Origin of the sequence: Paraburkholderia sp. BL17N1 (genome assembly GCF_003634175.1) — a bacterium.
In the GTDB taxonomy this organism is placed as follows: Bacteria; Pseudomonadota; Gammaproteobacteria; order Burkholderiales; family Burkholderiaceae; genus Paraburkholderia.
Genome location: NZ_RBIW01000001.1, coordinates 3657099 through 3680225, shown reverse-complemented (window position 1 = coordinate 3680225; position 23127 = coordinate 3657099). Strand labels below are relative to the sequence as shown.

Here is a 23127-nt window from a genome sequence, read left to right as displayed (position 1 = left end):
GTCTTGCTCTGCGCCGCAGGATTCTTTCCCTGGGCCCGCTGCTGCTATGACGCCCCATGCCGGGCCGCTTCTTCACAGTTGCGACTCGATCGGCAACAAACCCAGAAACCAGATGCCGACGCGCTTCATGCGCGACACACCGGGCTCGTCGAGTTCGCTGACCTTGCCGTCCGGCGCGGTGTCGATCCAGACGATCCGGCTCGTGCCGTTCGCATTCGTGCGCGTTTCGAGCCGCCATGCGAGCTGATCCAGCTTCGGCTCGACGCCGTCCGCGACTTGCGCGGCGAGTGGGGCGCTTTCGCAGTACACGCCGATTTCCGTATTGAGCGTGATTGACCGAGGGTCGAGATTCATCGAGCCGATGAAGATGCTGGTCCTGTCGAACACATAGGTCTTCGCATGCAGCGAGGCTTTCGACGAACCCAGAATCGATTTCTTCTTCTCGCCGGCGTCCTCGTCCGGCGCAGGCTTCAATTCATAGAGATGCACCCCGGCGTCGAGCAGATCCTTTCGATAGCGCTGATATCCGGCGTGAACCGCGGCGACGTCGGTGGCGGCGAGCGAATTCGTCAGCACCGTGACGCGCACGCCGCGCCGCGTCTGCGCGCGCATCCATGCCACGCCCTTTTTTCCGGGGACGAAGTACGGCGAGATGATCAGCACTTCCTTCGCGGGCTCGATACTCAATGCATTGAGTTGCGATAGCAGATGTCCCTGCGGGTCGTCCGGCGAACGGGTGATCTTGGCGGGATCGTCGTAGAGAAGCGTCGCCTTGCCCCAGGAGAAGTCGGTGTCGCGCGCCTGCAGCGTGTCGCGCAGGCGTGCTCTCACCTGCGTGACGTAGGCCGAATCGTGCTCGGCGGCGACGAACGCAGTGAGCTTCGCGCGATAGGTCGGCAGCGCGTCCGGCTCGGCGGCATGTCCGGTCAGGCTGGCGATCGGGTACGCGGCATCCGAGTTCCAGAATTCGTCGAAGGCATTCGAGACCTTATGGACCACGGGCCCGAAGGTCAGCACGTCGAGGTCGCCGAAGTCGACCTCGCTGGACGCGCCGAAGTATTCATCGCCGATATTGCGGCCGCCGAGAATCGCGGCCTGGTTGTCCGCGATCAGCGCTTTGTTGTGCATGCGCCGATTGACCCGGCTGAATTCGAGCACGGTACCCAGCTTCTTGAAGCTGCGGCTGGCGATCGGATTGAAGAGCCGTACTTCGATGTTCGGGTGAGAACTGATGGCGAGCAGCACTTTGTCGTCGGCGCCCGTGCCCAGATCGTCCAGCAGAACGCGAACCCTGACCCCGCGATCGGCGGCCTTGAGCACCGCGTTGGCGAGGTGGCGGCCGGTCAGATCGTCGTGCCAGATGTAGTACTGCAGGTCGAGCGTGCGCTCGGCTGTCTCAGCCAGCACGACGCGGGCGAGCAGGGCGTCGACGCCATTGGGCAGCAGATGGAACGCGCTGTCGTCGGGATGCTCGCGCTCCTGCGGGATGAAGGCGGTGGCGAGACGCGTGCTGTCCGTGTCGGTCAGTGCGTGCGTCGTGGTACGGCCTGTTTGCGGCGGCAAGCTCGCGCAGGCGGACACCAGCGTGATCAGCAAGACTGCAACGAGACCGCGGAACGTCGCCATGGTTGTGCCCTTCGATCGTGCGTATCCGTAAGATAGCCGCAAGCGTGGGGCACGTCGAGCGCGGCGCACGGACCGTGCGGCCGCCTCGACACAAGCACGGTCTCAGTTGAGCGCGACCGCTGCGGCGGCACTGACCGGTGAGCCTTCGATCGCCACCGATTGCGCGCCGTCCGGGCCAACCGGCACGTCGCCGACGAGCGTCGTGCGATACAGTTGCCGGTCGAACTCGAGGTCGAAAATATCCGTGGGCGCGAGATGTGCCGTCGCCCGGTTGTCCCAGAACGCGACGCTGCCGGCCTCCCATTTGAAGCGCACGGTGAACTCCGGCCGCGTCACATGTTCCCACAGCAGTTCGAGCAACACCTGGCTTTCGCGCGGGCTCACGCCGACGATCGACTTCAGAAAACTCGGGCTCACATAGAGCGCCCGCTCGCCCGTTTCCGGGTGAACCCTGACCAGCGGATGTTCGGTGACGAGCGTGCGCTGCTCGACCGCCTGGTTGAACGCCTCCGTGCCACTCTGGCCGGCCGGCGGCGTGAAACGGTGCAGCCCACGCAGACCGTCGACGAACGCACGCAGCGGTGCGGAAAGCTTTTGATAGGCCGCCACCAGGTTGGTCCACTGCGTGTCGCCGCCGTAAGGCGGAATCGTCACGCCGCGCAGGATCGACGCCCACGGCGGATTGAGCGCGGCCGTCACGTCCGTGTGCCAGCCGGTCCAGGGTCGTTGCAGCGTTTGCCCCTCGAAACGCGTCGCTTTGCGGTACTTCGAAATCGAGTAGACCTCCGGATGACCGTCCACGTGACCGAACACCGGATGCCCCAAGGTCGGTTCGCCGAACTGCGCCGAGAACGCGACGTGCTGCTCATGCGTGAGGAACTGCTCACGAAAGAAAACGACGCGCCACTTCAACAGCGCCGCGCGAATCTCCGCGATCTGGCGCGCGTCCAGTTTCTGCGTGAGATCGACACCATGAATTTCCGCGCCGATATGCGCGGCAAGCGGCGTGACCTGAATCGACTCGATGTCCTGCACTGCGGCTGCATTCATGAAAGGCTCCTGACGTCCTGATGTCCTGCTGTCTTTGTGAAGAAAACATATGCCGTCGCTCGATCAGCTCGCTATGGCGGCTACTTGCTGCTTCGTTGACACATGACGATTCACAGGGCGCGGCAACCCCAGGTTTTCGCGCAGCGTGCTGCCCTCGTATTCCGTGCGGAACAGTCCGCGCCGCTGCAACTCAGGCACGACCAGTTCGGCGAATTCCGTCAAGCCGCCTGGCAACCATGGCGACATGATGTTGAAACCATCGGCACCTTCTTCTTCGAACCATTGCTGCAACTGATCCGCAATGCTCTTTGGCGTGCCGACCACTTGCTGATGCCCACGCGCGCCGGCGATGCGCAGATACAGATCGCGAATGGTCAGGTTCTCGCGCCGCGCAAGGTCGAATAGCAGCCGCTGACGGCTCTTGCCGCCGTTCGTTTCCGGCAATTCGGGCAACGGGCCGTCGACGGGATACTGCGAGAGATCGACACCGCCCGACATATTCGACAGCAGCGAGAGACCGACGGTCGGATGAATCAGGTCCTGCAGCGCGGCGAATTTCTCCTCTGCCTCCTCCTGCGTGCGGCCGACAATCGGGAAAATGCCCGGCATGATCTTCAGATGATCCGGCGCACGCCCATATTTCGCGAGACGCCCTTTGACGTCGCGATAGAACGACTGCGCTTCCTCGAGCGTTTGATGCGCGACGAAGATCACCTCGGCAGTTTGCGCGGCGAGCTCGCGCCCCGCCTCGGACGCGCCGGCCTGCACGACGACTGGCCAGCCCTGCGGCGAACGCGCGACGTTCAGCGGCCCCCGCACCTTGAAGTGCTTGCCCGCATGGCCGAGCACGTGCAGTTTGTCCGGGTCGAAGTAGACGCCGCTCTCCTTGTCGCGCAGAAACGCATCGTCTTCCCAGCTGTCCCACAGGCCCGCCACCACGTCGTAGAACTCGCGCGCGCGTTCGTAACGAACCGCGTGATCCGGATGGCGCTCGAAACTGAAATTGAGCGCCTCGGATTCCGTGCTCGACGTGACGAGATTCCAGCCCGAACGGCCGCCGCTCAGATGATCGAGCGAGGCGAATTTGCGCGCGAGGTTATAGGGTTCGTTGAACGTGGTGGAGACCGTCGCGATCAGGCCGACGTGTTTCGTCACGACCGAGAGCGCCGACAGCAAGGTCAACGGCTCGAAATGATCGGCGCGCGCGGTGCGGGACAACGAAGGCAGATTGGTGTCGCGCACGCTCACGCTGTCGGCGAAAAAAATCGCGTCGAATTTGGCGCGCTCGGCGATCTGCGCGAGTTCCGCGTAGTGCGCGAAGTCGAGCCCACCACTCGCATGAGCATCGGGATGCCGCCATGCGGCGATGTGATGGCCCGTCTCCATCAGGAAGGCGCCCAGTCTGATCTGCCGCTTCGGCTGTGTTTCACCGCTCATCGTCTGCTCCATGAAGATTCGTTGTGTGTGGGGGAGAGCGCGTGCCTCACCATGCGAGCCGCCATTCCGTGATCGGCGGACTCGCTGCCGGAATGCGCGTGCCGTCGTGCGGCTCGTCGTCATCGTGGCCAGCGCGCTCATTGCGTGGTTCGCGTCGCGTGCCGTCGTGCTCGGCGAAATCGGCCAGCACCTCGTCGCGCAAACGGATGAAGCGGGGATCGTTGCGCTCGCGGGGGCGCGGCAATGCCACATCGACGATCCGCTTGATGCGGCCCGGCCGCGGCGCCATCGTGACGACGCGGTCGCCGAGGTAAAGCGCTTCGTCCACATCGTGCGTGACGAGGATCATCGTGATGCGTTCGTGTTCCCAGATGCGCTGCAACTCGTTCTGCAAACGGCCGCGCGTGAGCGCGTCGAGCGCGCCGAACGGTTCGTCGAGCAGCAGCACGCGCGGACGATTCACGAGACCGCGCGCAATCGCCACGCGCTGCGCCATGCCGCCGGACAATTGATGCGGGTATGAATTTTCAAAGCCCTTGAGCCCGACCATGTCGATATGTTCGGCCACGGCTTCGCGTTTGTCGCGCGCGGAAAGCGGCGCGTTACGCAGCGCGGCGAGAATGTTTTGCGACGCCGTGAGCCACGGAAACAGCCGGTGATCCTGGAACACGATGCCGCGTTCGAGCGACGTATCGCGCACTTTGTCGCCAGCAACGACGATGTCGCCGCTATAGTCGGTGTCGAGTCCCGCGATCAATCGCAGCAGCGTGGATTTTCCGCAACCGCTCGAACCGAGCACGCTGACGAACTCGCCGGCGCGCACGCGCAGGCTGATGTCGTCGAGCACCGCGAGCGGCGTGCCGCCTTGCTGCGCGTAATGCTTGCTGACGTGAAGAATGTCGATGCTGTCGGAAAGCGTGGAAGAAGTCATGAGCGGTCCGGAGAGTGGATGTTCGTCTACAGGTTCAGCGCGTGGCCGGGTGGAACCGGCGCGCAAAGATCGCCCGCTCCACGGCGCGCGCCAGCGCGTTCAACGCCCAGCCCGTCGCGCCGATCACGATCACGCCGAACAGCACCAGATCCATGCGGAACTGCTCGCTGCCGTCGATCAGCGTATTGCCGATGCCGCTGCCGGCCACCAACAGATATTCGGCGCCGAGCGTGGCGAGCCACGAATAGATCAAGGCGAGATAGATGCCGGTGAAAATCGACGGCAGCGCGGCCGGCAGAATCACGGCGCGAATGAGCTGCCATCGCGAGTAACGAAAGGCGCGAGCGACTTCGATATAGGCGCGCGGCACAGCGTGGATGCCGTCGCAAGTGTGCGCGGTGACCGGCAGAAGCGCGGCGAGCGAGAGGAACACGACTTTCGCGACGTCGCCCAGACCGAACCACACGGAAATCAACGGGATCCACGCAAACAGCGAGATCTGCTTGAAGGTGTCGAAGCTCGGTCCGATCATGCGTGTGGCGAGCCGCGAGAAACCGAGCACGCTGCCGAGCAGCAGGCCGCCCAGCGTACCGATCACAAAGCCGCTCGCCTCGCGCGCGAGCGACGCCGAGAGCGCTTTCAACAGCGCGCCGCTCTCGATCTGCTGCCATGCGGTGGCGAGAACCTGCGCCGGGCTGACGAGCAATCCGCTTTTGCTCACGTGCGCTGCTGAGACGGCCCACCAGATCGCGATCGCGACGACGGGCAAGACGGCGCCGCGCCAGTCGACGCGTGTCAGTAACGGGCGGCGCGGCTGGGCCGCGCGCCGGAAGGAAGCAGGCGCGCTGCAATCGCAGGCTGCGCCGGCGGACTGTTCGGGCTGATTGGAACGCTTGAAGAGCTTCATCGTAGTGGCCTCGCGTGTGGCGCCATGTGGGTGTCGTTCATGCGATCACTCGCGAAATGCCGATGGCTGTCTGCGGCGCAGGCGCGCTTCGAGCGCATCGAGCGCACGATTCACCGCATAACCGATTGCGCCGACCACGACCACCGACGCCATCACCAGATCGAGTTGAAAGAGTTGCCGCCCGTAGACGATCAGATAGCCGAGCCCTTCGGACGACGCCACCAGTTCGACGACCACCAGCGCGAGCCAGGCCTTGGTGAACGCGAGCCGCACGCCCGTGGCGAGCGTCGGCACCGCGGCAGGCAGCACGAGATAGACGATCCGTTGCCGGCCGCTGTACTCGAACACGCGCGCCACTTCATTCAACGCGGCGGGTGTCTGGCGGAATCCTTGCAGCGTGCTCAACGTGACCGGCACGAGCGCCGCGTGCGCGATCAGAATGTATTTGAGCGGCTCGCCCACGCCCACGAGCAACAGCAAAAACGGCAGCCACCCAAGCACTGGAATCTGCACCAGCGCATTGAAGCTCGGCAGCACATAAGCTTCGAGCGTGCGTGACAACCCCAGCGCCGCCCCGAGCGCAAAGCCGAGCAGCGTGCCCGCGCCGAAACCGAGCAGCACGCGTTGCAGGCTGACCAGCGTATTGCGCGCGAGGTCGCCGCTCCTCGCCAACTCGACCAGTGTCTCGAACACGCGCTCAGGCGGCGGCAGAATCTGCGGCGCGATCCAGCCGCGCTCACAACCCACGGCCCATAGTGCGAACAGCAGCGCGGGCAACGCCCACGGAGCGAGGCGCCACGCGAGTGCGCGCAGGCGCGGCTCACGAAACAGCGGAACGTGCGACGTTTGCGGCGTACCGGGCGGCGCGAGCCGTTCGCGCTCGACGTGGATTGCGGTTTCGCTCATCGTGATCGCTCCGGTAGTTAGCTGAGCGGTTTGCCGGCGGCGTCGTAACGCGTCCAGTAGTGGTCGAGTTTCTGCGTGCGCAGCGCGTTGTCGAGATATTTCGTTTCGAACCAGCCATCGACCTCGACCGGCTGGCGGATCAGTTTGAGGTTCAGCGCATCCGTCGCAACCGCTTTGTAGCGCCCCACGATGAACGGATCGATCAACGGCGAGTTGCGGTCCTTCAGCTTCTGATTGGCGAACTCGGCCTGCCACGACGAATAGGGCACGCCGCTCTTTGCCCACAGCTTGAAGAGCGCATCGCGGTTGGCTTCGTCGGAGGACCATTGGGCGCCTTGCACGAACACGTTGACGACGCGCTGCACGATATCCGGATGCGCATGATCGAAGTCGTCGACCACCAGCAGATGCGCCTGCCGCGTGAACTGCGGACCGTCGTTCTGCGATTCGTAGACCACTTTCGCGAGGCCTTGATCACGCAGTTTGTACACGTGGTAATCGTTGACCGACGCGTCGATGCCCTTGGAGGCCAGCGCTGCGAGCGAACTCGCTGTATCGAGATTGATCACGCGCAGATCGCGTTCGTTCAACTGATTGGCGGCGAGCGCGTTGTCGGCGACGAGTTGCAGATTGGTGCCGCGAAAGATCGACACGCGCCGGCCTTTCAGGTCCTTGATCGAATGCACATCCGAATCGGTCGGTACCGCCACCTTGATGCCGGTGCGCACGCCCGAAGCAAGTAGCAAGTGTGTTTTCAGGCCGTTGGCGCGGGCGAGCACCGCGGGCAGATCGCCCTGAAAGGCGAAGTCGAGCGATTTGTCGGCGATTGCTTCGTTGACCGCCGGGCCGGCGCCTTTGAAAAACAGCCACTCGACCTTGATGCCGTCGGCGGCGAATTCCTTTTCGAGCGACTGCTGCAATTGCACGGTCGCCGCCGGCGAGCCGCCGAAAGTGGGCGGATCTCCCGTGCCTTGCTGCGCGACGCCGATGCGGATCACCGCGGGCTTGTCGGCATGGGCGTGAACCGCGGCAAGCGAGAGGGTCGCCACGGCGACGAAAGACTTCAGCAGACGGAAATAGCGCATGCGCAGATACCAATCGATGAGTGGGGGAACGGGTGTGAAAGCTCGGGCTGGCGGTTAACCGGCGCGCCGGCCGCCGGGTCGCCGGCCGTAGGAACTACACGTTAGATTCGCGTGCGCTCGAATCCAACCAATCATTGCAGATAAGAAAATCTGCGGAAGTGCGAACCGTGCTGCCGATAGCGCGAATGGATGCCACGCCACCAGGCAAGCGCGGAAATCCCGATTTGCATAGTTGAATTCGTCGTTTTGCCGGCGTGTAGCGAATGGCTACCATGCAACGCTTCAGCCATTCATGCGAAGTCCGGATCATGTCCACTGTTGCCTTTCCGTCGACCAGCGTCGACACCCAAACGCCCGCTGACAGCGCGGCGCGGCCCGCAATCATCCGCAGCGCGCAAGACGTTTCACGCATCGTCAATGCCGGCGCCGCGAAGGGCAGCAATGCGCGCATCGTGATTGCAATCGCGCTCGGTGGCGTCTTTCTGGATGCTTACGATCTGACCTCGCTTGCTTACGGCATCAAGGACATCGCGCGCCAGTTTGCGCTGTCGCCAGTACAGGTGGGCTTCGTTTCATCGGCCATTACGTTTGGGGCGATTCTTGGCGCGCTGTTCGGCGGCTACCTGACCGATCGCATCGGCCGTTATCGTGTCTTTATGGCTGACATGCTGTTCTTCGTGGTCGCGGCAATCGCGGCGGGCCTCGCGCCGAATGCGTGGGTGCTCGGCGGCGCGCGCTTTCTGATGGGTTTCGGCGTCGGTCTCGATCTGCCGGTGGCAATGGCGTTTCTCGCCGAGTTCTCGCGTGTAGCGGGCAAGGGCAACAAAGCGGCCAGCGTCGCTGCGTGGTGCCCCGCCTGGTATGCCGCCACGAGTACCTGCTATCTGCTGATTCTCGGGCTCTATGCGATTCTGCCGGAGCATCAGCTTGGCTGGCTGTGGCGTCTGACGCTCGCGTTCGGTGCCGTGCCCGCCATCGCGATCATTCTGGTGCGCAGCCGCTATATCAGCGAATCGCCGGTATGGGCCGCGAATCAGGGCAATCTCGATGAAGCCGCGCGCATCCTGAAACGCACGTATGGCGTGGACGTCGTGGTCGAGAAAAACGACGCGCCGGTCAAAGCGCCGCGCGCCGCTTCATGGCGCAACTATGGCGTGCTCTTCAACGCAACGTATCGCCGCCGCACGATTCTCGCCGCGGTGATCGGCAGCGCTTCTTCGTTCGGCTATAACGCGATCATCTTCGGCTTGCCGGTGATCATTACCAGCTTCTTTCATCAAGGACCGCTCACCACGATCATCGCCGCGCTGGCCCTGAACCTGGCATTTGCGTTCGTCGGCGGGCTGATCGGTGTGCGCACCGCGCCGACGGTCGGCGCATGGAAGATGACGGTGCTCGGACACACGCTGCAGTTCGCCTCGCTAATCGGCCTCGCGCTGATCGGCAAACCCGGTAGCGGCGCGCTTGTCGTAGTGGCGATCCTGCTGCTCGGCGGCTATCTGTTCGGGCAAGGTTTCGGACCCGGCTCCCATTCGATGACGTATGCGTCGCTGAGCTATCCCACGTCGTTGCGCGGCATCGGGGTGGGTTTCAATCAGACGCTGGTGCGTTCCGCATCGACGGTCTCGCTGTTTCTCTTTCCGGTGCTCGCCGCCGCGCTCGGCACGAAGGTGTTCTGGCTCATCGCAATCGCGCCGCTGAGTTCGCTGCTCACGTTGCTGGTGATCCGGTGGGAGCCGTCGGGCTATGACATCGACAGCGAGGATTACGACGTCGAGCCTGCATTGGCGGGAACGCGTTAATGTCCTCGCGTATCGCCCAACCAAATTCGACGCCGCCGTCGCGTGCTCGCCGTCGTGTGCTGGGCCGTCTGGCGCTCGGCAGCCTCGTCGCCTCCCACGCCGCGGCAGCGAGCGAATTGCTCAAGCCGCTGGAGGTCGCGCCATCGAGCCGCGTGCCCGGCGCGCCCATCCTGGAGCATCCATACGGTGTGCCGTCGACGCACGAAGCGGATGTCGTACGCCGCAGCGCACGCGCGTGGCCGCTGCCCGGCGCGGCTTCGTCGATGACGCCGCTCGCCGAATTGCACGGCACGCTCACGCCCAATGGTCTCGTCTACGAACGTCATCACGGCGGCGTGCCCGACATCGACCCCGATCAGCACCGGCTGGCGATTCACGGACTCGTACGGACGCCGAAACTCTTTACGATGGACGATCTGCTGCGCCTGCCATCCGAATCGCGCATTCATTTTCTCGAATGTTCCGGCAATACCGGCAATGAATGGAACGGGCCGAGCGGCATGCCGGTGCAACTCACGCATGGACTGCTGTCGTGCTGCGAATGGACCGGCGTGCGTCTTTCCACCCTGCTCGAAGAAGTGGGCGGCGTATCGGTCTCCGAAAGCGGAACAGCGGGCGGCTGGTTGCTGGCGGAGGGCGCCGACGCCGCTGCCATGACGCGCAGTTTGCCGCTCGAACGGATACTCGAGCGCGCGCTCGTGGTCTACGGGCAAAACGGCGAACGCTTGCGCCCGGAGAACGGCTATCCGTTACGGCTGATCGTGCCCGGCTTCGAGGGTAATACCAACGTCAAGTGGCTGCGCCGGCTGAAGGTGGTCGACGCGCCGTTGCAGACGCGCGAGGAAACCTCGAAGTACACCAGCCTGCTTGCGAACGGCACCGCGCGACAGTTCGCGTTCGAGATGGACGCGAAGTCGGTGATCACGCGGCCGTCGCCGGGGCACCGTCTCACCACGCACGGCTATTACCCGATCACCGGCCTCGCGTGGTCAGGACGCGGCACGGTCCGCAAGGTCGAAGTCTCGACCGATGGCGGCACGACGTGGCGCGCCGCGCGGCTGGTCGGCGCGCTTCATGATCGCGCGTTGACGCGCTTCGAAGCGGACTGGCGTTGGGACGGCGGCGCGGCGGCAATTCTTTCGCGCGCCACCGATTCGACCGGCTACGTGCAGCCGACACGCGCTGAGCTCGTCGCCGCGCGCGGTCTCAACTCGCAATATCACTACAACGCGATCCAGCAATGGCGCGTCGAGGCAAACGGCGAGGTGCGTAATGCGTGAGGCACGTTTGAGGTGCAAGCCCGCTCGCGTGGCGCTGGCCGCGTTGCTGTCGCTGACGGCGCTGACGTCGTGTTCATCGGTGGCGCCGTCAGCGCGCAACGCTCCGGCGAACCACGACATCGGCACGCCGCTCACGGCGCAAGACCTCGCGGCGTGGAACATCGACATCGCGCCGGACGGCCGCGGCCTGCCGGCGGGCAGCGGCGACGTCGCCACGGGCGCGCGCATCTTCGCCGCGAAATGCGCGGCGTGCCACGGCGCGCAGGGCCAGGGCGGCCTCGGCGATCAGCTGATAGGCGGGCAGGGCACGTTGACGAGCGCAAAGCCGAAACGCACCGTGGGCAGCTACTGGCCGTATGCGACCACGCTGTTCGACTACATCCGCCGCGCCATGCCCTACACCGCGCCCCAATCGCTTTCCGCTGACGAGGTGTACGCGCTCAGCGCGTTCCTGCTCAACCAGAACGGCATCGTGCCGGCGAATACGCGGCTCGACGCGGCGTCGCTGCCGCGCGTGGTCATGCCCAATCGCGACGGTTTCGTCGCCGATCCGCGTCCTGGGCGGCTTTGACGGGGCCTCGCGGGAACCCATCTGGAGCCGGCCGGGTGCCCGCAGCGCGTTAAAGCATCGGGTTTATCACTGCAGCAGATATCGGTATCGGATTTGCTTCGTTGTCGAGGCGCGCGCGTGCCGGTAAATTCGTCTGACTGCGCCCTTGCCGGCGTTTCCGAACAGATTCGACCAAGAGTTTCCTGTGACGACTGCCTCTGCATCCACCGCCGCCAGTGAGACTGGCCACGCTCATCAGACCCAGCCCATCGAAATTCGCGCGTTCGGCGGCCCCGTCGGCGCTGAAGTGCTCGGCCTCGATCTCAGCCAGCCACTAAGCGACGACGATTTCCGCCGCATTCACCGCGCGCATCTGGATCATCACGTGCTGGTGTTTCGCGATCAGCGCATCACGCCGGATCAGCAGATCGCCTTCAGCCGCCGCTTCGGTCCGTTGCAGATTCATGTGCTGCATCAGTTCCAGTTGAAGGGCTATCCGGAAGTGCTGATCGTTTCCAACATCGTCGAGAACGGCCAGCCGATTGGTCTCGGCGACGCCGGTCACTACTGGCATTCCGACCTGTCGTACAAGGAGAAGCCGAGCCTCGGCTCGCTGCTGCACGCGCAGGAATTGCCGTCGGAAGGCGGCGACACGCTGTTCGCCAACATGCATCTGGCGTACGACACGCTGCCCGCGCATTTGCGTGCCGCCGTAGAAGGACGTTCGGCGGAACACACGTATCTCGCGAAGTACGCCGAACTGCAAAAACGCAGCCCGTGGCGCCCGAATCTCTCCGCCGAGCAGATTGCGCAGGTCAAGCCGGTGGTGCATCCGATCGTGCGCACGCATCCGGAGACCGGGCGCAAGGCGCTCTTTGTCAGCGAGCATTTCACGACCCGCGTGATCGGTTTGCCCGAAGACGAGAGCAAGCAATTACTCGATGAACTCTTCGCGCATAGCGTGCGGCCGGAACATTTGTACCGGCATCAATGGGCCGAACACGACATGGTGTTCTGGGACAACCGCTCGTTGATGCATCTCGCGGCCGGCACGCCGGATCATCTGCGCCGCAAACTGTATCGCACGACGATTGAAGGCGACGTGCCGTTTTAACGGCAACGTAGCCCGCTTATTACCATCACACGCTGACCGGAGTTCCGATGCTCGCCATGTTTCGCCCGACCGCTGCGCGGTCGTCTTTCGCTCACCGTTTAACCGCGACGTTGCTGACTTTGTCGACGGCGGTGGCCGGCCTCGGCGCAGCCGTGCCCGCGCATGCCGAAGGGCAGATCCGCGTGGCCGAACAGTTCGGCATCGTCTATCTGCTGCTGAACGTGGCGCGCGATCAGCAGTTCGTCGAGAAGGAAGGGCGCAAGCAGGGGCTGGATATCAAGGTCGACTGGGTGAAGCTCTCGGGCGGCGCCGCCGTCAACGACGCGCTGCTTTCCGGCGCGGTGGATATCGCCGGCGCGGGCGTCGGCCCCTTGCTGACCATCTGGGATCGCACGCATGGCAAGCAGAACGTGAAGGGTGTGGCGTCGCTCGGCAATCTGCCGTATTACCTGATCAGCAACAATTCCGACGTCAAGACGATTGCCGACTTCACCGAGAAAGACCGCATAGCAGTGCCGGCCGTCAACGTGTCGGTGCAATCGCGCGTGCTGCAATACGCGGCGGCGAAGCGTTGGGGCGACAAGGATTACAGCCGCCTCGACAAGTTCACGCAGGCTTTGCCGCATCCGGACGCGGCCGCAGCGATCATCGCGGGCGGCACGGAAATTACCGGCCACTTCGGCAATCCGCCGTTCCAGGAGCAGGAACTGGCGGGCAATCCGAAGGCGCACATCGTGCTGAATTCCTATGACGTGCTGGGCGGCCCGAGTTCCGCGACCGTCCTGTACGCAACGGAAAAATTCCGCGACAACAATCCGAAAACGTATCGCGCATTCGTCGACGCACTGGCCGACGCAGCGCGCTTTATCACGGCGAATCCCGATGCCGCGGCCGATATCTACATCCGCACGAATCAGTCGAAGATCGACCGCAATCTGCTGCTGAAGGTCATCAAGGATCCGCAGGTGCAGTTCAAGGTCGCGCCGCAGAACACGTTCGGGCTCGCGCAGTTCATGCATCGCGTCGGCGTGATCAGGAACGAACCGAAGTCCTGGAAGGATTATTTCTTCGACGACCCGGCGACCGCCACCGGAAGCTGATCATGAAGGCATACGCGAGCATCGCCGGATTTTTAACGGCCCGAGTGGTCGGCTTACAGGGAGCGATCTGATGGTGGCCAATCCTACCGTGCTGTTTCCGAAGCAGGCTGAAGCAGCCGCGCCGGCGACCAGCGAGAAACTGCTCGCGGTCGAAAACGTCAACCTCGAATACCGCACGCGTGAGCGGATCGTGCGCGCGACCCACGACGTGAGTTTCGACGTCTACGGCGGCGACCGTTTCGTGCTGCTGGGACCGTCCGGGTGCGGCAAGTCGACTTTGCTCAAGGCGGTGGCCGGCTTTATCGAACCGACGTCCGGCAGCATCTCGCTCGACGGCCAGATCGTGCGCGGTCCCGGCGCCGATCGCATTGTCGTGTTCCAGGAGTTCGACCAGTTGCCGCCGTGGAAGACCGTGCTGCAGAACGTCGCCTTTCCGCTGCGTGTCGCGAAGAAGCTCTCGCGCGCCGAGGCCAACGAGCGGGCGCTGCACTATCTGGAGAAGGTCGGACTGGCGTCGTTTGCCAGTGCTTATCCGCATACGTTGTCGGGCGGCATGAAGCAGCGCGTCGCGATTGCCCGCGCGCTGGCGATGCAACCGCGCGTGCTGCTGATGGACGAACCCTTCGCCGCGCTCGACGCGCTGACTCGCCGCAAGATGCAGGAAGAACTGCTGCGTCTGTGGGACGAAGTGAACTTCACCCTGCTGTTCGTCACGCATTCGATCGAGGAGGCACTGGTGGTCGGTAATCGCATCCTGTTGCTGTCGCCGCATCCGGGGCGTGTGCGCGCGGAACTCAACAGTCATCAATATTCGCAGGACAGTTTCGGACGCAGCGATTTTCAGCGCAGCGTCGCGCGTATTCATCACCTGTTGTTCGACGAGACGGAGGCCGGGCAATGAGTTATCCCGCCACTTTGCTGCCGCCGGTTCGCGACGAGTACGAGCGTCCGCTCGAACCGCTCGGCGAACTCGTGCTCGAAGCGCCACTGCCGCTCGGCAAGCGCATCTTTGCGCAGAGCTGGTTGCGCAAGACGCTGATTGCGCTGGTGTTGATCGGTATCTGGGAAATCGCCGCGCGCGCGATCGACAACGATCTGCTGCTGCCCACGTTCGGCGCGACGTTCAGTGCGTTCGTACAAGGCGTGTGGTCCGGCGAATTGCTGCAAAAAACCGCCGTGTCGATGTCCGTGCTGCTGCGCGGCTATCTGCTCGGCGCGGCGCTCGCCTTCTTGCTGACGTCGCTCGCGGTGTCGACGCGCCTGGGCCGCGATGTCCTGTCGATGCTGACGGCGATGTTCAACCCGCTGCCGTCCATCGCGCTGTTGCCGCTCGCGTTGCTGTGGTTCGGCCTCGGCACCGGCAGCCTGTTGTTCGTGCTGGTTCATTCGGTACTCTGGCCGCTCGCACTGAACACCTACTCCGGTTTTCAGTCGGTGCCGGCGACGCTGCGCATGACGGGGCGCAACTATGGGCTCACCGGCCTGCGTCACGTGCTGCTGATCCTGGTGCCGGCGGCGTTGCCGGCGATTCTGGCGGGCTTGCGGGTGGGTTGGGCGTTTGCCTGGCGCACCCTGATTGCCGCCGAACTCGTGTTCGGCGCGAGTTCAGGCAGCGGCGGCCTCGGCTGGTACATCTTCCAGAATCGCAACGAGCTGTATACGGACCGCGTTTTCGCCGGCCTCGCCGCGGTGATCGTGATCGGCTTGCTGATCGAACACCTGGTGTTCGATACGCTCGAACGCGTAACCGTGCGGCGCTGGGGCGTGCAGCACTGAGGGCGCTTCAGCGCGCCATGCGCGCACGCCGTACGGGACGAGCGGCGGCGCATCGCGTTGGCGAGTACGATAGTGCGGCAGGGCGCTTGCGTTGCTCGCACGCTGCGCCGCACAAAGCAAGTTGACGAAAACTCCCGCTTGCTCCCGCTGCCGCCGTGGACTACCAATCTAAAGCTGCGCACGGTCTCCCGCCAACGGGCCGTGCATCTCATTGAGCACGATGTTTCGTAACAAGGCGCGCGCGCCGTCGGTGACGGTGAATACACGAACGCCCTAGCCCCGAACCGGTTAGACAAGGAGAGCTCGCCATGGGTATGCGCCCAGATCCCACCTTTCATGCGTCACCGAAACTCGCCATGGATGCGCCCGCGGAAGAATACGCGTACACGGTGCTTCTTAGCCTCGACTTCTCGCAGCCCGACGCGCTCGCCGTGATCGACGTGAAGCCCGGCTCGCCCACCTACAGCCAGGTGGTTCACACCGTGCCGGTGCCGTATAAGGGGGACGAGTTCCATCATTTCGGCTGGAATGCCTGCTCGTCGTCGCTTTCGCCGCTGACCGGCCACGCGTTCCTCGAACGGCGCTATCTGATCATTCCGGGTATGCGTTCTTCGCGCATCTACATCGTCGATACCCATCCGCATCCGACCCAGGCGAAGATTCACAAGATCATCGAGCCCGAGGAGATTTTCCGCAAAACCGGCTACTCGCGTCCGCATACCGTTCACTGCGGGCCCGAAGGGATTTACGTCAGCACGCTAGGCGGCGCAGGGGAAGATGGCACCGACGGGCCGCCGGGTATCTTTATCATGGATTGCGAAACGTTCGAGGTGCTGGGCCGCTGGGAGATCGATCGCGGGTCGCAGGAGAAGCACTACGATTTCTGGTGGAACCTGCCGCGCGACTATATGGTGTCGAGCGAATGGGCATTGCCGCCGCAGTTCGAGAACGGCATCGTCCCCGAAGATCTGCTGTCGAACCAATACGGGCACCGGATCCACTTCTGGGATCTGCGGGGCCGGCGCAACGTGCAGACGCTCGATCTCGGCGCGAACCATCAGATGGCGCTCGAAGTGCGGCCCGCGCACGATCCGAGCCGCGAGTGCGGTTTTATCGGCGTGGTGGTCGATACGACGAATCTGGAAGGCTCGATCTGGACCTGGTGGCGCGAAGGGGGCGAGTTTCACATCGAGAAGACCGCCACCATTCCGCCCGAGCCCGCCGCCACCGAACAGTTGCCGCCGTTGCTGCAGGGTTTCGGTGCGGTGCCGCCGCTCGTGACGGACATCGACCTTTCCATCGACGACAAATTCCTCTACGTCGCCTGCTGGGGCACCGGCGAGATGCGCCAGTACGACGTGACGGAACCCCGCAAGCCGAAGCTTACCGGATCAGTTCATATCGGCGGGATCGCACGGCGCACGCCTCATACGAACGGCAAGAGCTTCGCGGGCGGTCCGCAGATGGTGGAGATCAGCCGCGACGGCAAGCGTGTCTACTGGACCAACTCGCTCTATTCGACGTGGGACAACCAGTTCTACCCGGACGGCGTGCCGGCGGCGCAGGTCATGGCGCGGGCCGAACCCGGCGGCGGCCTCGCGTTGGCCGACGACTATTGGGTGACGTTTCCGGAGGGCTACCGCGCTCATCAGATCCGGCTCGAAGGTGGAGACTGTTCGACCGATTCGTTCTGTTACCCGTCGGTGGGCATTTGATCGGGGGAGGCTGGTCGCAGACCGGCCTGTGGCTGGCCATTCTGGCGAGCGGTCTCTATCACGGGATCAACCCGGCAATGGGATGGCCACTCGCCGTGTCGAGCGGACTGATGGAGCGGCGTGCGCGGGCGTTGTTCAGCGCGCTCGTCTATCTCGCGGTCGGGCACGTGCTGGCCGTGTTACTGGTGATGCTGCCGTTCGCCATGCTGACCGTCCTGCTCGCCTGGCAACGCGCGATACAGGTCGGCGCCAGTCTGCTCGTGATCGGCTTCGGCGTGTTTCTGCTGATCCGGCGGCGCCATCCGCGTGTCCTCGTGCGAATTCCGCCGTCACGGCTCACGCTGTGGTCATTCGCCGTTGCCATTGCGCACGGCGCCGGACTGATGCTCGTACCGATCTACCTCGGGCTGTGTAGCGCTTATGACGTGGATCGAGGGCATCGGGCCGCGCAAACCCTGATCGAAGCGAATCTCGGCATGGCGCTGCTCGTCTCGGGGGTGCATGCCTGCGCGATGATGGTTGCCGGTGGTTTTCTGGCCTGGCTGGTCTATCGTTACCTCGGGTTGAAGTTCGTATCGCGGAGCTGGTTCAATCTGGATGCGGTGTGGGCGTTGAGTCTTGTTCTGGTTGGCGCGCTCTCGCTGGCGCTCAACGCAGCGGTGGTCGGCGAGGTTTGAGCGGGCGTGTGTACGTTTTCGCTGGCCGAACCGCATGAGCCCGCAGCGCAACGCATATACGGCTGGCAGCGCATCGGCCAGCCCCATCACGAGCGGCTAGCGCGCCTTCAGCGCCTGTGCCGCATCACTTCCCAGCAGTCGCGATGGTCCATCCGCCTGAGTTGGCGGCGCCTGCTCATCTCGCGCCAATAATGTCCGGCGACCAGCAGCATGGCGACGCCCAACCCGCATAGACCCACGACGATTCCCGCCGCTGATTCGGCCATGCAACACTCCTTGACTGTGAAACTGATCAAGCGATACGTGTCATTCGTCGTTCGGGATACGAGCGGCGGCCTTCAGAAATATCTGTCCGTCAGCGGTAATGAGCGGGCGTTGCTGCCCGGAAGCGAGGTCTTCCAGCGTGACGAGTTGGCGCTCCAGAAGCGCTTCCAGATCGGCACCGTCCAGACTCAGCAGATCCGGTGCATCCTTGAGCAACATAAGGGTCGCAAATTCGTGTGGACTGAGCATCGTTGTCTCCTGGCTGAGCTTGCTGCCTGGCTGGGAACCTGATCCATTGACCTCGTGTTGCGAGCAGGATCAATTCGAGGTGTCGGCTGCGCGATGTCATCGTGCATCTGCACGGCATGTCGCGCGCCGAGGTGCCCATCTTAATGCTCAGGCCAGCGAAAGATCAACATGTGGGAAAAGCTTTTTTCGATCCGCTTTGCGTCATGGGTTCGTCAGCGCATACTTAATGCGTGCGACATCTGTCCTGACGAATAGCCTGGCAGCGCTTCCATACACCAGCCTCTCTACTCGAAGCGAGGCCCGTATGCCGGGCGCCGCGATCGAAACCTGAAGGAGACATCAGTTGACCACCTTCGTCCTACGTAACGGCGCGCTTCTCGATCCCACCCGTCCTGATCTGCTGGAAGGCTTTGAAATTCTCATCGAGGATGGCTTCGTGCGCGAAGTCTCCGACAAGCCGATCAAAAGCAGCAGCGCGCATGTGATCGACGTCAAAGGCAAAACGATCATGCCGGGTCTGATCGATCTGCATGTGCATGTCGTTGCGATCGAATTCAACTTGCCGCGCGTGGCGACGCTCCCCAATGTGCTCGTCACGCTGCGCGCCGTGCCGATCATGCGCGCGATGCTGCGGCGCGGTTTCACCACCGTGCGCGACGCGGGCGGAGCGGGGTATCCATTCAAGCAGGCGGTCGAGTCGGGGCTCATCGAAGGTCCGCGCCTTTTCGTCTCCGGCCGCGCGTTGAGCCAGACGGGCGGTCACGCCGATCCGCGCGCCCGCTCCGACTACATGCCGCCCGATGCCCCCTGCGGATGCTGCGTGCGAGTGGGCGCGCTCGGCCGCGTGGCGGACGGCGTCGATGAAGTGCGCCGCGCCGTGCGCGAGGAGCTGCAGATGGGCGCGGACCAGATCAAGATCATGGCGTCGGGCGGGGTGGCTTCACCCACCGATCCCGTCGGCGCATTCGGTTACTCGGAAGACGAGATCCGCGCCATCGTCGCCGAAGCACAGGGGCGTGGCACGTACGTGCTCGCGCATGCCTATACGCCCGCGGCGATCGCGCGCGCTGTGCGGTGCGGCGTGCGCACGATCGAACACGGCAATCTGATCGACGAAGAGACCGCACGCCTCGTCGCAGAGCACGGCGCGTATGTCGTGCCCACTCTCGTCACTTACGACGCGCTCGCCAGCGAAGGCGAGAAGTACGGACTGCCTCCGGCCAGCATCGCGAAGGTCGCGGACGTGCATGGCGCGGGTCTGCATTCGATCGAAATCATGAAGCGCGCCGGCGTGAAACTGGGCTTCGGCACGGACCTGCTCGGCGAGGCGCAACGGCTGCAAAGCGATGAGTTCCGGATTCTGGCCGACGTCATGTCGCCGGCCGAAGTGATCGCGAGCGCGACGCTCGTCGGCGCGGAAGTGCTCGGCATGCAGGACAAGCTCGGCAAAATCATGCCGGGCGCGCATGCCGATCTGCTGGTGGTCGACGGCAATCCTTTGAAGTCCGTCAATTGCCTGTTAGGTCAGGGCGAGCATATTCCGCTCGTCATGAAGGACGGCCGGATCTTCGTCAACGAACTCGAAAGCGCTTGACCGTACCCGCGCGCGTGCGCGCCGCCCCCGTGTCCTGATCGGAGCTTGCCCCATGTCGATGATTGCCGCCCGTATCGAGCGATTGCCGTTTTCAGGTTTTCACCGCCGTTTGTTGCTGATGGGCGGCCTCGGCTACACCTTCGACGCGATGGATGCCGCCGTGCTCGCGTTCCTGCTTCCGGTGCTGCGCACACAATGGGGCTTGACTAGCGTGCAGACCGGGGTGCTGGGAAGCGGTACGTTCATGGGCTATTTCTTCGGCGCGATGCTCGCGGGCATGCTCGGCGACATCATCGGCCGACGCAAGGTCATGATGTATGCGCTCGTGATCTACTGTGTCGCCTCGCTTGCCAGCGCGCTCGCAAACGACTGGGGCTTTTTTCTGGCGACGCGCATTGTCGCCGGGCTGGGGACGGGAGCGGAAAGCGCGATTGTCGCGCCGTTCCTCTCGGAGTTCGTGGCGCGACGGTATCGCGGCAGTTTCACCGGCAGCCTCGCGGGATTTTTCTCGTTTGGCTTCGTGGCGGCTGCACTGCTCGGCTATCTGGTGATCCCGCTCGCACCCAATGCATGGCGCGCGGTCATGGTCATCACGGCGCTGCCCATCGTGATGCTGCTCTGGTGGCGCCGCGCGTTACCCGAGTCGCCGCGCTGGCTCGAGGCACGCGACCGGCACGCGGAAGCCGATGCGATCGTGTCGCGCATGGAAGCGGAGGTGACGAAGGCCGGCGTGCGGTTGGAGCCACTGCCTGCCGTGCGCGAGGAGGCCGTTCCGCTCGCCGCCGGACGAGCCTCGGTCATCGCCAACGTCAAGGCGTTATGGGCAGCGAAGCTCGCGCGCATCACGGCCATGACCTGGCTGATGTGGCTATCCATCACGTTCAGCTACTACGCGTTTTTCACGTGGATTCCCGGTTTGCTCGTTCAGAACGGAATGACGATCACGCGGAGCTTCTCGTATTCGCTCGTGATTTACATTGCGCAGATTCCCGGATACTTTTCGGGCGCGTGGCTCAACGAGAAGATCGGCCGGCAGGCGACGATTGCGTCGTACATGATCTTGGGCGGCATCTCGGCGCTCGGGCTCGCGTTGACGGGTACGGATACAGGCATCATGGTGTCGGGCATCCTGCTTTCGTTCTTCATGAACGGCACCTATGCCGGCGTTTATGCCTATACCCCGGAAGTGTTTCCCACCGACGTGCGCGCGACAGGCACCGGGCTCGCTTCGTCGATTGGCCGGCTGGGTGCGATCGCCGCGCCTATCCTCGTCGGGTACGTCTATCCGCGGCTGGGTTTTGCCGGCGTGTTCGGGGCGACGACGCTGGTGCTGCTGATCGGCGCGCTGGCTGTGTTGCTCATGGGCGTGCCGACGCGTGGAAGATCGCTCGAAGACATTGCAGCAGGGCAGATCAATCCGTGAGAGAAAGCAGGCGCGGTTATCGCGACGACCAGTCCACCTGCGCGAAGGGGCGCGCGCGAATGCTCGAATCACAAAGGGCTGAACGCGCGGCACCGCGTCCAGCCCTGTGAGCCACCCTCAAGCGCGGGTCGGCGCGACCGCCGTGCGCGGCCGCAGCGTTGCCATGATCAGATACGTGCCGCCGCCGATCAGCACGCCGAAGAACCAGCCGTAGGTATTCCACCAGACCGGCAGCAGCGTGGTGAAGTTCGGTAGAAAGGTCGAAAACACGCTGCCGATCGCCGCCGCGATCAACGCGTTGACGTTCCAGCCGCCTTCGTAACGGTACTCGCCGTGCTCCTGATAAAGCGCCGCCACGTTGATGTTGCCCTTGGCCACCAGATAGTAGTCGACGAGAATGATGCCCAGCAAAGGGCCCATCGTCGCGCCGATCGCGTTGACGAAGTGTGCGGCGTTGCCTTCCCACGGCGCGAACGGGTAGAGCACCAGCGCGATGGCCGCGGCAATGTAGCCGCCTTTTTTGAAACTGATCTGCCTGGGGAACACGTTGGAGATGTCGAACGCGGCCGAGACGAAATTGGCGACCACGTTGATGCCCAGCGTGGCGACCGCGAAGGTCAGCGCGGCGATGAACGCCAGTACCCAGCTATCGAATTTGGCGGAGATCTGCTCGGGGTGCAGCAGCACCTCGCCATACACCTTGAAGGCGGCGATGGTGGTGATGCCGGCGACCAGCGAGAACGCGATCAGATTGACCGGCAGGCCCCACAGATTGCCTTTCTTCACGGCGTCGCGATTCTTCGCGTAGCGCGAGAAGTCGCAGAAGTTCAGGTACAGCGCCGCGAAGTAGGTGATCCAGGTCGCGCCCACCGCCATCAGCGCCCAGAACGAGCCGGGATCGCCGCTGACACCGGCGTCTCTGGTTTTATCGAGCAGCACGTCCATCGGAATGCCGTGCGAGAACGAGAAGCCGCCGGCCTTCACGCACAGCCCGATCGCCAGAATCAGCATCGCGACCCACACAGCCGGGCCGGCCCAGTCCTGGAACTTGCGTACCGTCTCCATGCCCTTCTGGATGATGAGCAGTTGCAGCGCCCAGATGACCACGTAGCAGATCACCTCCAGCGCCGAGTGGCCGAGGGAGTGCGTGCCCTTGTAGAACGCCATCAGGCTGTCGTTGCGGATGAGCAGCGCGACCAGCGCGCCCGCCGCCGCGGCCGTCTGCGCGCCGTACCAGAAGCAGGCCACCACGGCGCGCACCAGCGCCGCGAGATTGGCGCCCCACACGCCGAAAGAAGCACGCGCCAGTACCGGATAAGGCACGCCCGTCTTCTCGCCCGCGTAGCCGATCAGGTTCATCAACGCGTAGATCACCAGCGAGCCGATCCCGATCGCCAGCACGAAGTTCGTGAACGTGCCGCACAGCAGGAACAGGCTGGCGGCGAGGTAGTAGCCCCAGAGGCTGTGCACGTCCGAGGTCCAGACGTTGAAAATGCTGAAGGCACCCCAGTTGCGCACCCTTGAAGGGGCGAGATCTTCGTTGTAGAGGCCGGGCGAAGGGTCGCGGATTTCCATTTGTCATCTCCTTTGAGTTCGTGGAACTGAGGAAACGCCGCCGGAAGTCCCCGGGCGGCACTACCC

General features: G+C 63.8%; 21 protein-coding genes. 11 read left to right on the top strand and 10 right to left on the bottom strand.

The features are described 5' to 3' along the window. Positions 1 to 72: 72 nt before the first annotated feature. The 7 genes from B0G82_RS16595 to B0G82_RS16565 form a co-directional block, all read right to left on the bottom strand. A complete protein-coding gene (locus tag B0G82_RS16595; RefSeq protein ID WP_121307992.1) occupies positions 73 to 1626 on the bottom strand; it encodes a phospholipase D family protein in 1554 nt (517 codons plus the stop codon). A 102-nt stretch (positions 1627 to 1728) separates the two neighbouring features. After that, positions 1729 to 2676: a TauD/TfdA family dioxygenase gene (locus B0G82_RS16590; protein WP_121307991.1), complete on the bottom strand. Its 948-nt coding sequence runs from the start codon at positions 2674 to 2676 to the stop codon at positions 1729 to 1731. A 63-nt stretch (positions 2677 to 2739) separates the two neighbouring features. Further along, the gene (locus tag B0G82_RS16585; protein ID WP_121308730.1) at positions 2740 to 4113 is read right to left on the bottom strand and encodes an LLM class flavin-dependent oxidoreductase; all 1374 of its coding nucleotides are present in this window, start codon (positions 4111 to 4113) and stop codon (positions 2740 to 2742) included. 46 nt (positions 4114 to 4159) lie between these two features. Beyond that, the gene (locus B0G82_RS16580) at positions 4160 to 5044 is read right to left on the bottom strand and encodes an ABC transporter ATP-binding protein (protein ID WP_121307990.1); all 885 of its coding nucleotides are present in this window, start codon (positions 5042 to 5044) and stop codon (positions 4160 to 4162) included. Positions 5045 to 5078: 34 nt separating this feature from the next. After that, positions 5079 to 5951 (bottom strand): ABC transporter permease, encoded by an 873-nt coding sequence (locus B0G82_RS16575; protein ID WP_121307989.1) that lies wholly within the window; start codon positions 5949 to 5951, stop codon positions 5079 to 5081. Between the two features lie 45 nt (positions 5952 to 5996). Next, positions 5997 to 6857, bottom strand: coding sequence for an ABC transporter permease (locus B0G82_RS16570; RefSeq protein WP_121307988.1), 861 nt, complete (start codon positions 6855 to 6857; stop codon positions 5997 to 5999). A gap of 17 nt (positions 6858 to 6874) precedes the next feature. Beyond that, positions 6875 to 7942, bottom strand: a complete 1068-nt coding sequence (locus B0G82_RS16565) for an ABC transporter substrate-binding protein (RefSeq protein ID WP_121307987.1) — start codon at positions 7940 to 7942, stop codon at positions 6875 to 6877. A 308-nt stretch (positions 7943 to 8250) separates the two neighbouring features. On the opposite strand from B0G82_RS16565, the gene B0G82_RS16560 reads away from it, so the two are divergent. The 9 genes from B0G82_RS16560 to B0G82_RS16520 all read left to right on the top strand — a co-directional run bounded on the left by B0G82_RS16560 (position 8251) and on the right by B0G82_RS16520 (position 17956). Further along, positions 8251 to 9744, top strand: coding sequence for an MFS transporter (locus B0G82_RS16560; RefSeq protein ID WP_121308729.1), 1494 nt, complete (start codon positions 8251 to 8253; stop codon positions 9742 to 9744). Then, on the top strand, positions 9744 to 11024 hold the full coding sequence (gene soxC / locus B0G82_RS16555) for a sulfite dehydrogenase (RefSeq protein ID WP_121307986.1): 1281 nt from the start codon (positions 9744 to 9746) through the stop codon (positions 11022 to 11024). The genes B0G82_RS16560 and soxC overlap by 1 nt, the downstream gene beginning before the upstream one ends. After that, positions 11017 to 11595, top strand: coding sequence for a cytochrome c (locus B0G82_RS16550; RefSeq protein WP_121307985.1), 579 nt, complete (start codon positions 11017 to 11019; stop codon positions 11593 to 11595). Before soxC ends, B0G82_RS16550 begins: the two co-directional genes overlap by 8 nt. A gap of 184 nt (positions 11596 to 11779) precedes the next feature. Next, a complete protein-coding gene (locus tag B0G82_RS16545; RefSeq protein WP_121308728.1) occupies positions 11780 to 12688 on the top strand; it encodes a TauD/TfdA family dioxygenase in 909 nt (302 codons plus the stop codon). 47 nt (positions 12689 to 12735) lie between these two features. Further along, on the top strand, positions 12736 to 13788 hold the full coding sequence (locus tag B0G82_RS16540) for an ABC transporter substrate-binding protein (RefSeq protein WP_121307984.1): 1053 nt from the start codon (positions 12736 to 12738) through the stop codon (positions 13786 to 13788). A gap of 70 nt (positions 13789 to 13858) precedes the next feature. Next, a complete protein-coding gene (locus B0G82_RS16535) occupies positions 13859 to 14689 on the top strand; it encodes an ABC transporter ATP-binding protein (protein ID WP_121307983.1) in 831 nt (276 codons plus the stop codon). Further along, entirely contained in the window at positions 14686 to 15564 is an 879-nt protein-coding gene (locus B0G82_RS16530) for an ABC transporter permease (protein WP_121307982.1), read from the top strand. The genes B0G82_RS16535 and B0G82_RS16530 overlap by 4 nt, the downstream gene beginning before the upstream one ends. A 308-nt stretch (positions 15565 to 15872) precedes the next feature. Further along, positions 15873 to 17279 (top strand): selenium-binding protein SBP56-related protein, encoded by a 1407-nt coding sequence (locus B0G82_RS16525; protein ID WP_121307981.1) that lies wholly within the window; start codon positions 15873 to 15875, stop codon positions 17277 to 17279. Then, positions 17276 to 17956: a hypothetical protein gene (locus B0G82_RS16520; RefSeq protein WP_121307980.1), complete on the top strand. Its 681-nt coding sequence runs from the start codon at positions 17276 to 17278 to the stop codon at positions 17954 to 17956. Before B0G82_RS16525 ends, B0G82_RS16520 begins: the two co-directional genes overlap by 4 nt. 107 nt (positions 17957 to 18063) lie before the next feature. Here the strand turns inward: B0G82_RS16520 and B0G82_RS39715 are convergent, their stop codons facing one another. Next, complete coding sequence (locus B0G82_RS39715) at positions 18064 to 18222, bottom strand: hypothetical protein (RefSeq protein ID WP_158608150.1); 159 nt, start codon at positions 18220 to 18222, stop codon at positions 18064 to 18066. Positions 18223 to 18262: 40 nt separating this feature from the next. Then, on the bottom strand, positions 18263 to 18469 hold the full coding sequence (locus B0G82_RS16515; protein ID WP_106281325.1) for a hypothetical protein: 207 nt from the start codon (positions 18467 to 18469) through the stop codon (positions 18263 to 18265). Positions 18470 to 18812: 343 nt separating this feature from the next. Here B0G82_RS16515 and B0G82_RS16510 point away from each other — a divergent pair, with 343 nt between their 5' ends. Beyond that, on the top strand, positions 18813 to 20063 hold the full coding sequence (locus B0G82_RS16510) for an amidohydrolase family protein (RefSeq protein ID WP_121307979.1): 1251 nt from the start codon (positions 18813 to 18815) through the stop codon (positions 20061 to 20063). Between the two features lie 52 nt (positions 20064 to 20115). Then, positions 20116 to 21486 (top strand): MFS transporter, encoded by a 1371-nt coding sequence (locus B0G82_RS16505; protein WP_121307978.1) that lies wholly within the window; start codon positions 20116 to 20118, stop codon positions 21484 to 21486. A gap of 117 nt (positions 21487 to 21603) precedes the next feature. Here B0G82_RS16505 and B0G82_RS16500 read toward each other — a convergent pair whose 3' ends face one another. Further along, the gene (locus B0G82_RS16500) at positions 21604 to 23061 is read right to left on the bottom strand and encodes an NCS1 family nucleobase:cation symporter-1 (protein WP_121307977.1); all 1458 of its coding nucleotides are present in this window, start codon (positions 23059 to 23061) and stop codon (positions 21604 to 21606) included. Between the last annotated feature and the right edge of the window lie 66 nt (positions 23062 to 23127).

Excerpts from the sequence above, each read along its gene's own strand:
- B0G82_RS16595 (WP_121307992.1), bottom strand. The coding sequence starts at position 1,626 with ATGGCGACGTTCCGCGGTCTCGTTGCAGTCTTGCTGATCACGCTGGTG.
- B0G82_RS16590 (WP_121307991.1), bottom strand. The coding sequence starts at position 2,676 with ATGAATGCAGCCGCAGTGCAGGACATCGAGTCGATTCAGGTCACGCCG.
- B0G82_RS16585 (WP_121308730.1), bottom strand. The coding sequence starts at position 4,113 with ATGAGCGGTGAAACACAGCCGAAGCGGCAGATCAGACTGGGCGCCTTC.
- B0G82_RS16580 (WP_121307990.1), bottom strand. The coding sequence starts at position 5,044 with ATGACTTCTTCCACGCTTTCCGACAGCATCGACATTCTTCACGTCAGC.
- B0G82_RS16575 (WP_121307989.1), bottom strand. The coding sequence starts at position 5,951 with ATGAAGCTCTTCAAGCGTTCCAATCAGCCCGAACAGTCCGCCGGCGCA.
- B0G82_RS16570 (WP_121307988.1), bottom strand. The coding sequence starts at position 6,857 with ATGAGCGAAACCGCAATCCACGTCGAGCGCGAACGGCTCGCGCCGCCC.
- B0G82_RS16565 (WP_121307987.1), bottom strand. The coding sequence starts at position 7,942 with ATGCGCTATTTCCGTCTGCTGAAGTCTTTCGTCGCCGTGGCGACCCTC.
- B0G82_RS16560 (WP_121308729.1), top strand. The coding sequence starts at position 8,251 with ATGTCCACTGTTGCCTTTCCGTCGACCAGCGTCGACACCCAAACGCCC.
- soxC (WP_121307986.1), top strand. The coding sequence starts at position 9,744 with ATGTCCTCGCGTATCGCCCAACCAAATTCGACGCCGCCGTCGCGTGCT.
- B0G82_RS16550 (WP_121307985.1), top strand. The coding sequence starts at position 11,017 with ATGCGTGAGGCACGTTTGAGGTGCAAGCCCGCTCGCGTGGCGCTGGCC.
- B0G82_RS16540 (WP_121307984.1), top strand. The coding sequence starts at position 12,736 with ATGCTCGCCATGTTTCGCCCGACCGCTGCGCGGTCGTCTTTCGCTCAC.
- B0G82_RS16535 (WP_121307983.1), top strand. The coding sequence starts at position 13,859 with ATGGTGGCCAATCCTACCGTGCTGTTTCCGAAGCAGGCTGAAGCAGCC.
- B0G82_RS16530 (WP_121307982.1), top strand. The coding sequence starts at position 14,686 with ATGAGTTATCCCGCCACTTTGCTGCCGCCGGTTCGCGACGAGTACGAG.
- B0G82_RS16525 (WP_121307981.1), top strand. The coding sequence starts at position 15,873 with ATGGGTATGCGCCCAGATCCCACCTTTCATGCGTCACCGAAACTCGCC.
- B0G82_RS39715 (WP_158608150.1), bottom strand. The coding sequence starts at position 18,222 with ATGGCCGAATCAGCGGCGGGAATCGTCGTGGGTCTATGCGGGTTGGGC.
- B0G82_RS16515 (WP_106281325.1), bottom strand. The coding sequence starts at position 18,469 with ATGCTCAGTCCACACGAATTTGCGACCCTTATGTTGCTCAAGGATGCA.
- B0G82_RS16505 (WP_121307978.1), top strand. The coding sequence starts at position 20,116 with ATGTCGATGATTGCCGCCCGTATCGAGCGATTGCCGTTTTCAGGTTTT.
- B0G82_RS16500 (WP_121307977.1), bottom strand. The coding sequence starts at position 23,061 with ATGGAAATCCGCGACCCTTCGCCCGGCCTCTACAACGAAGATCTCGCC.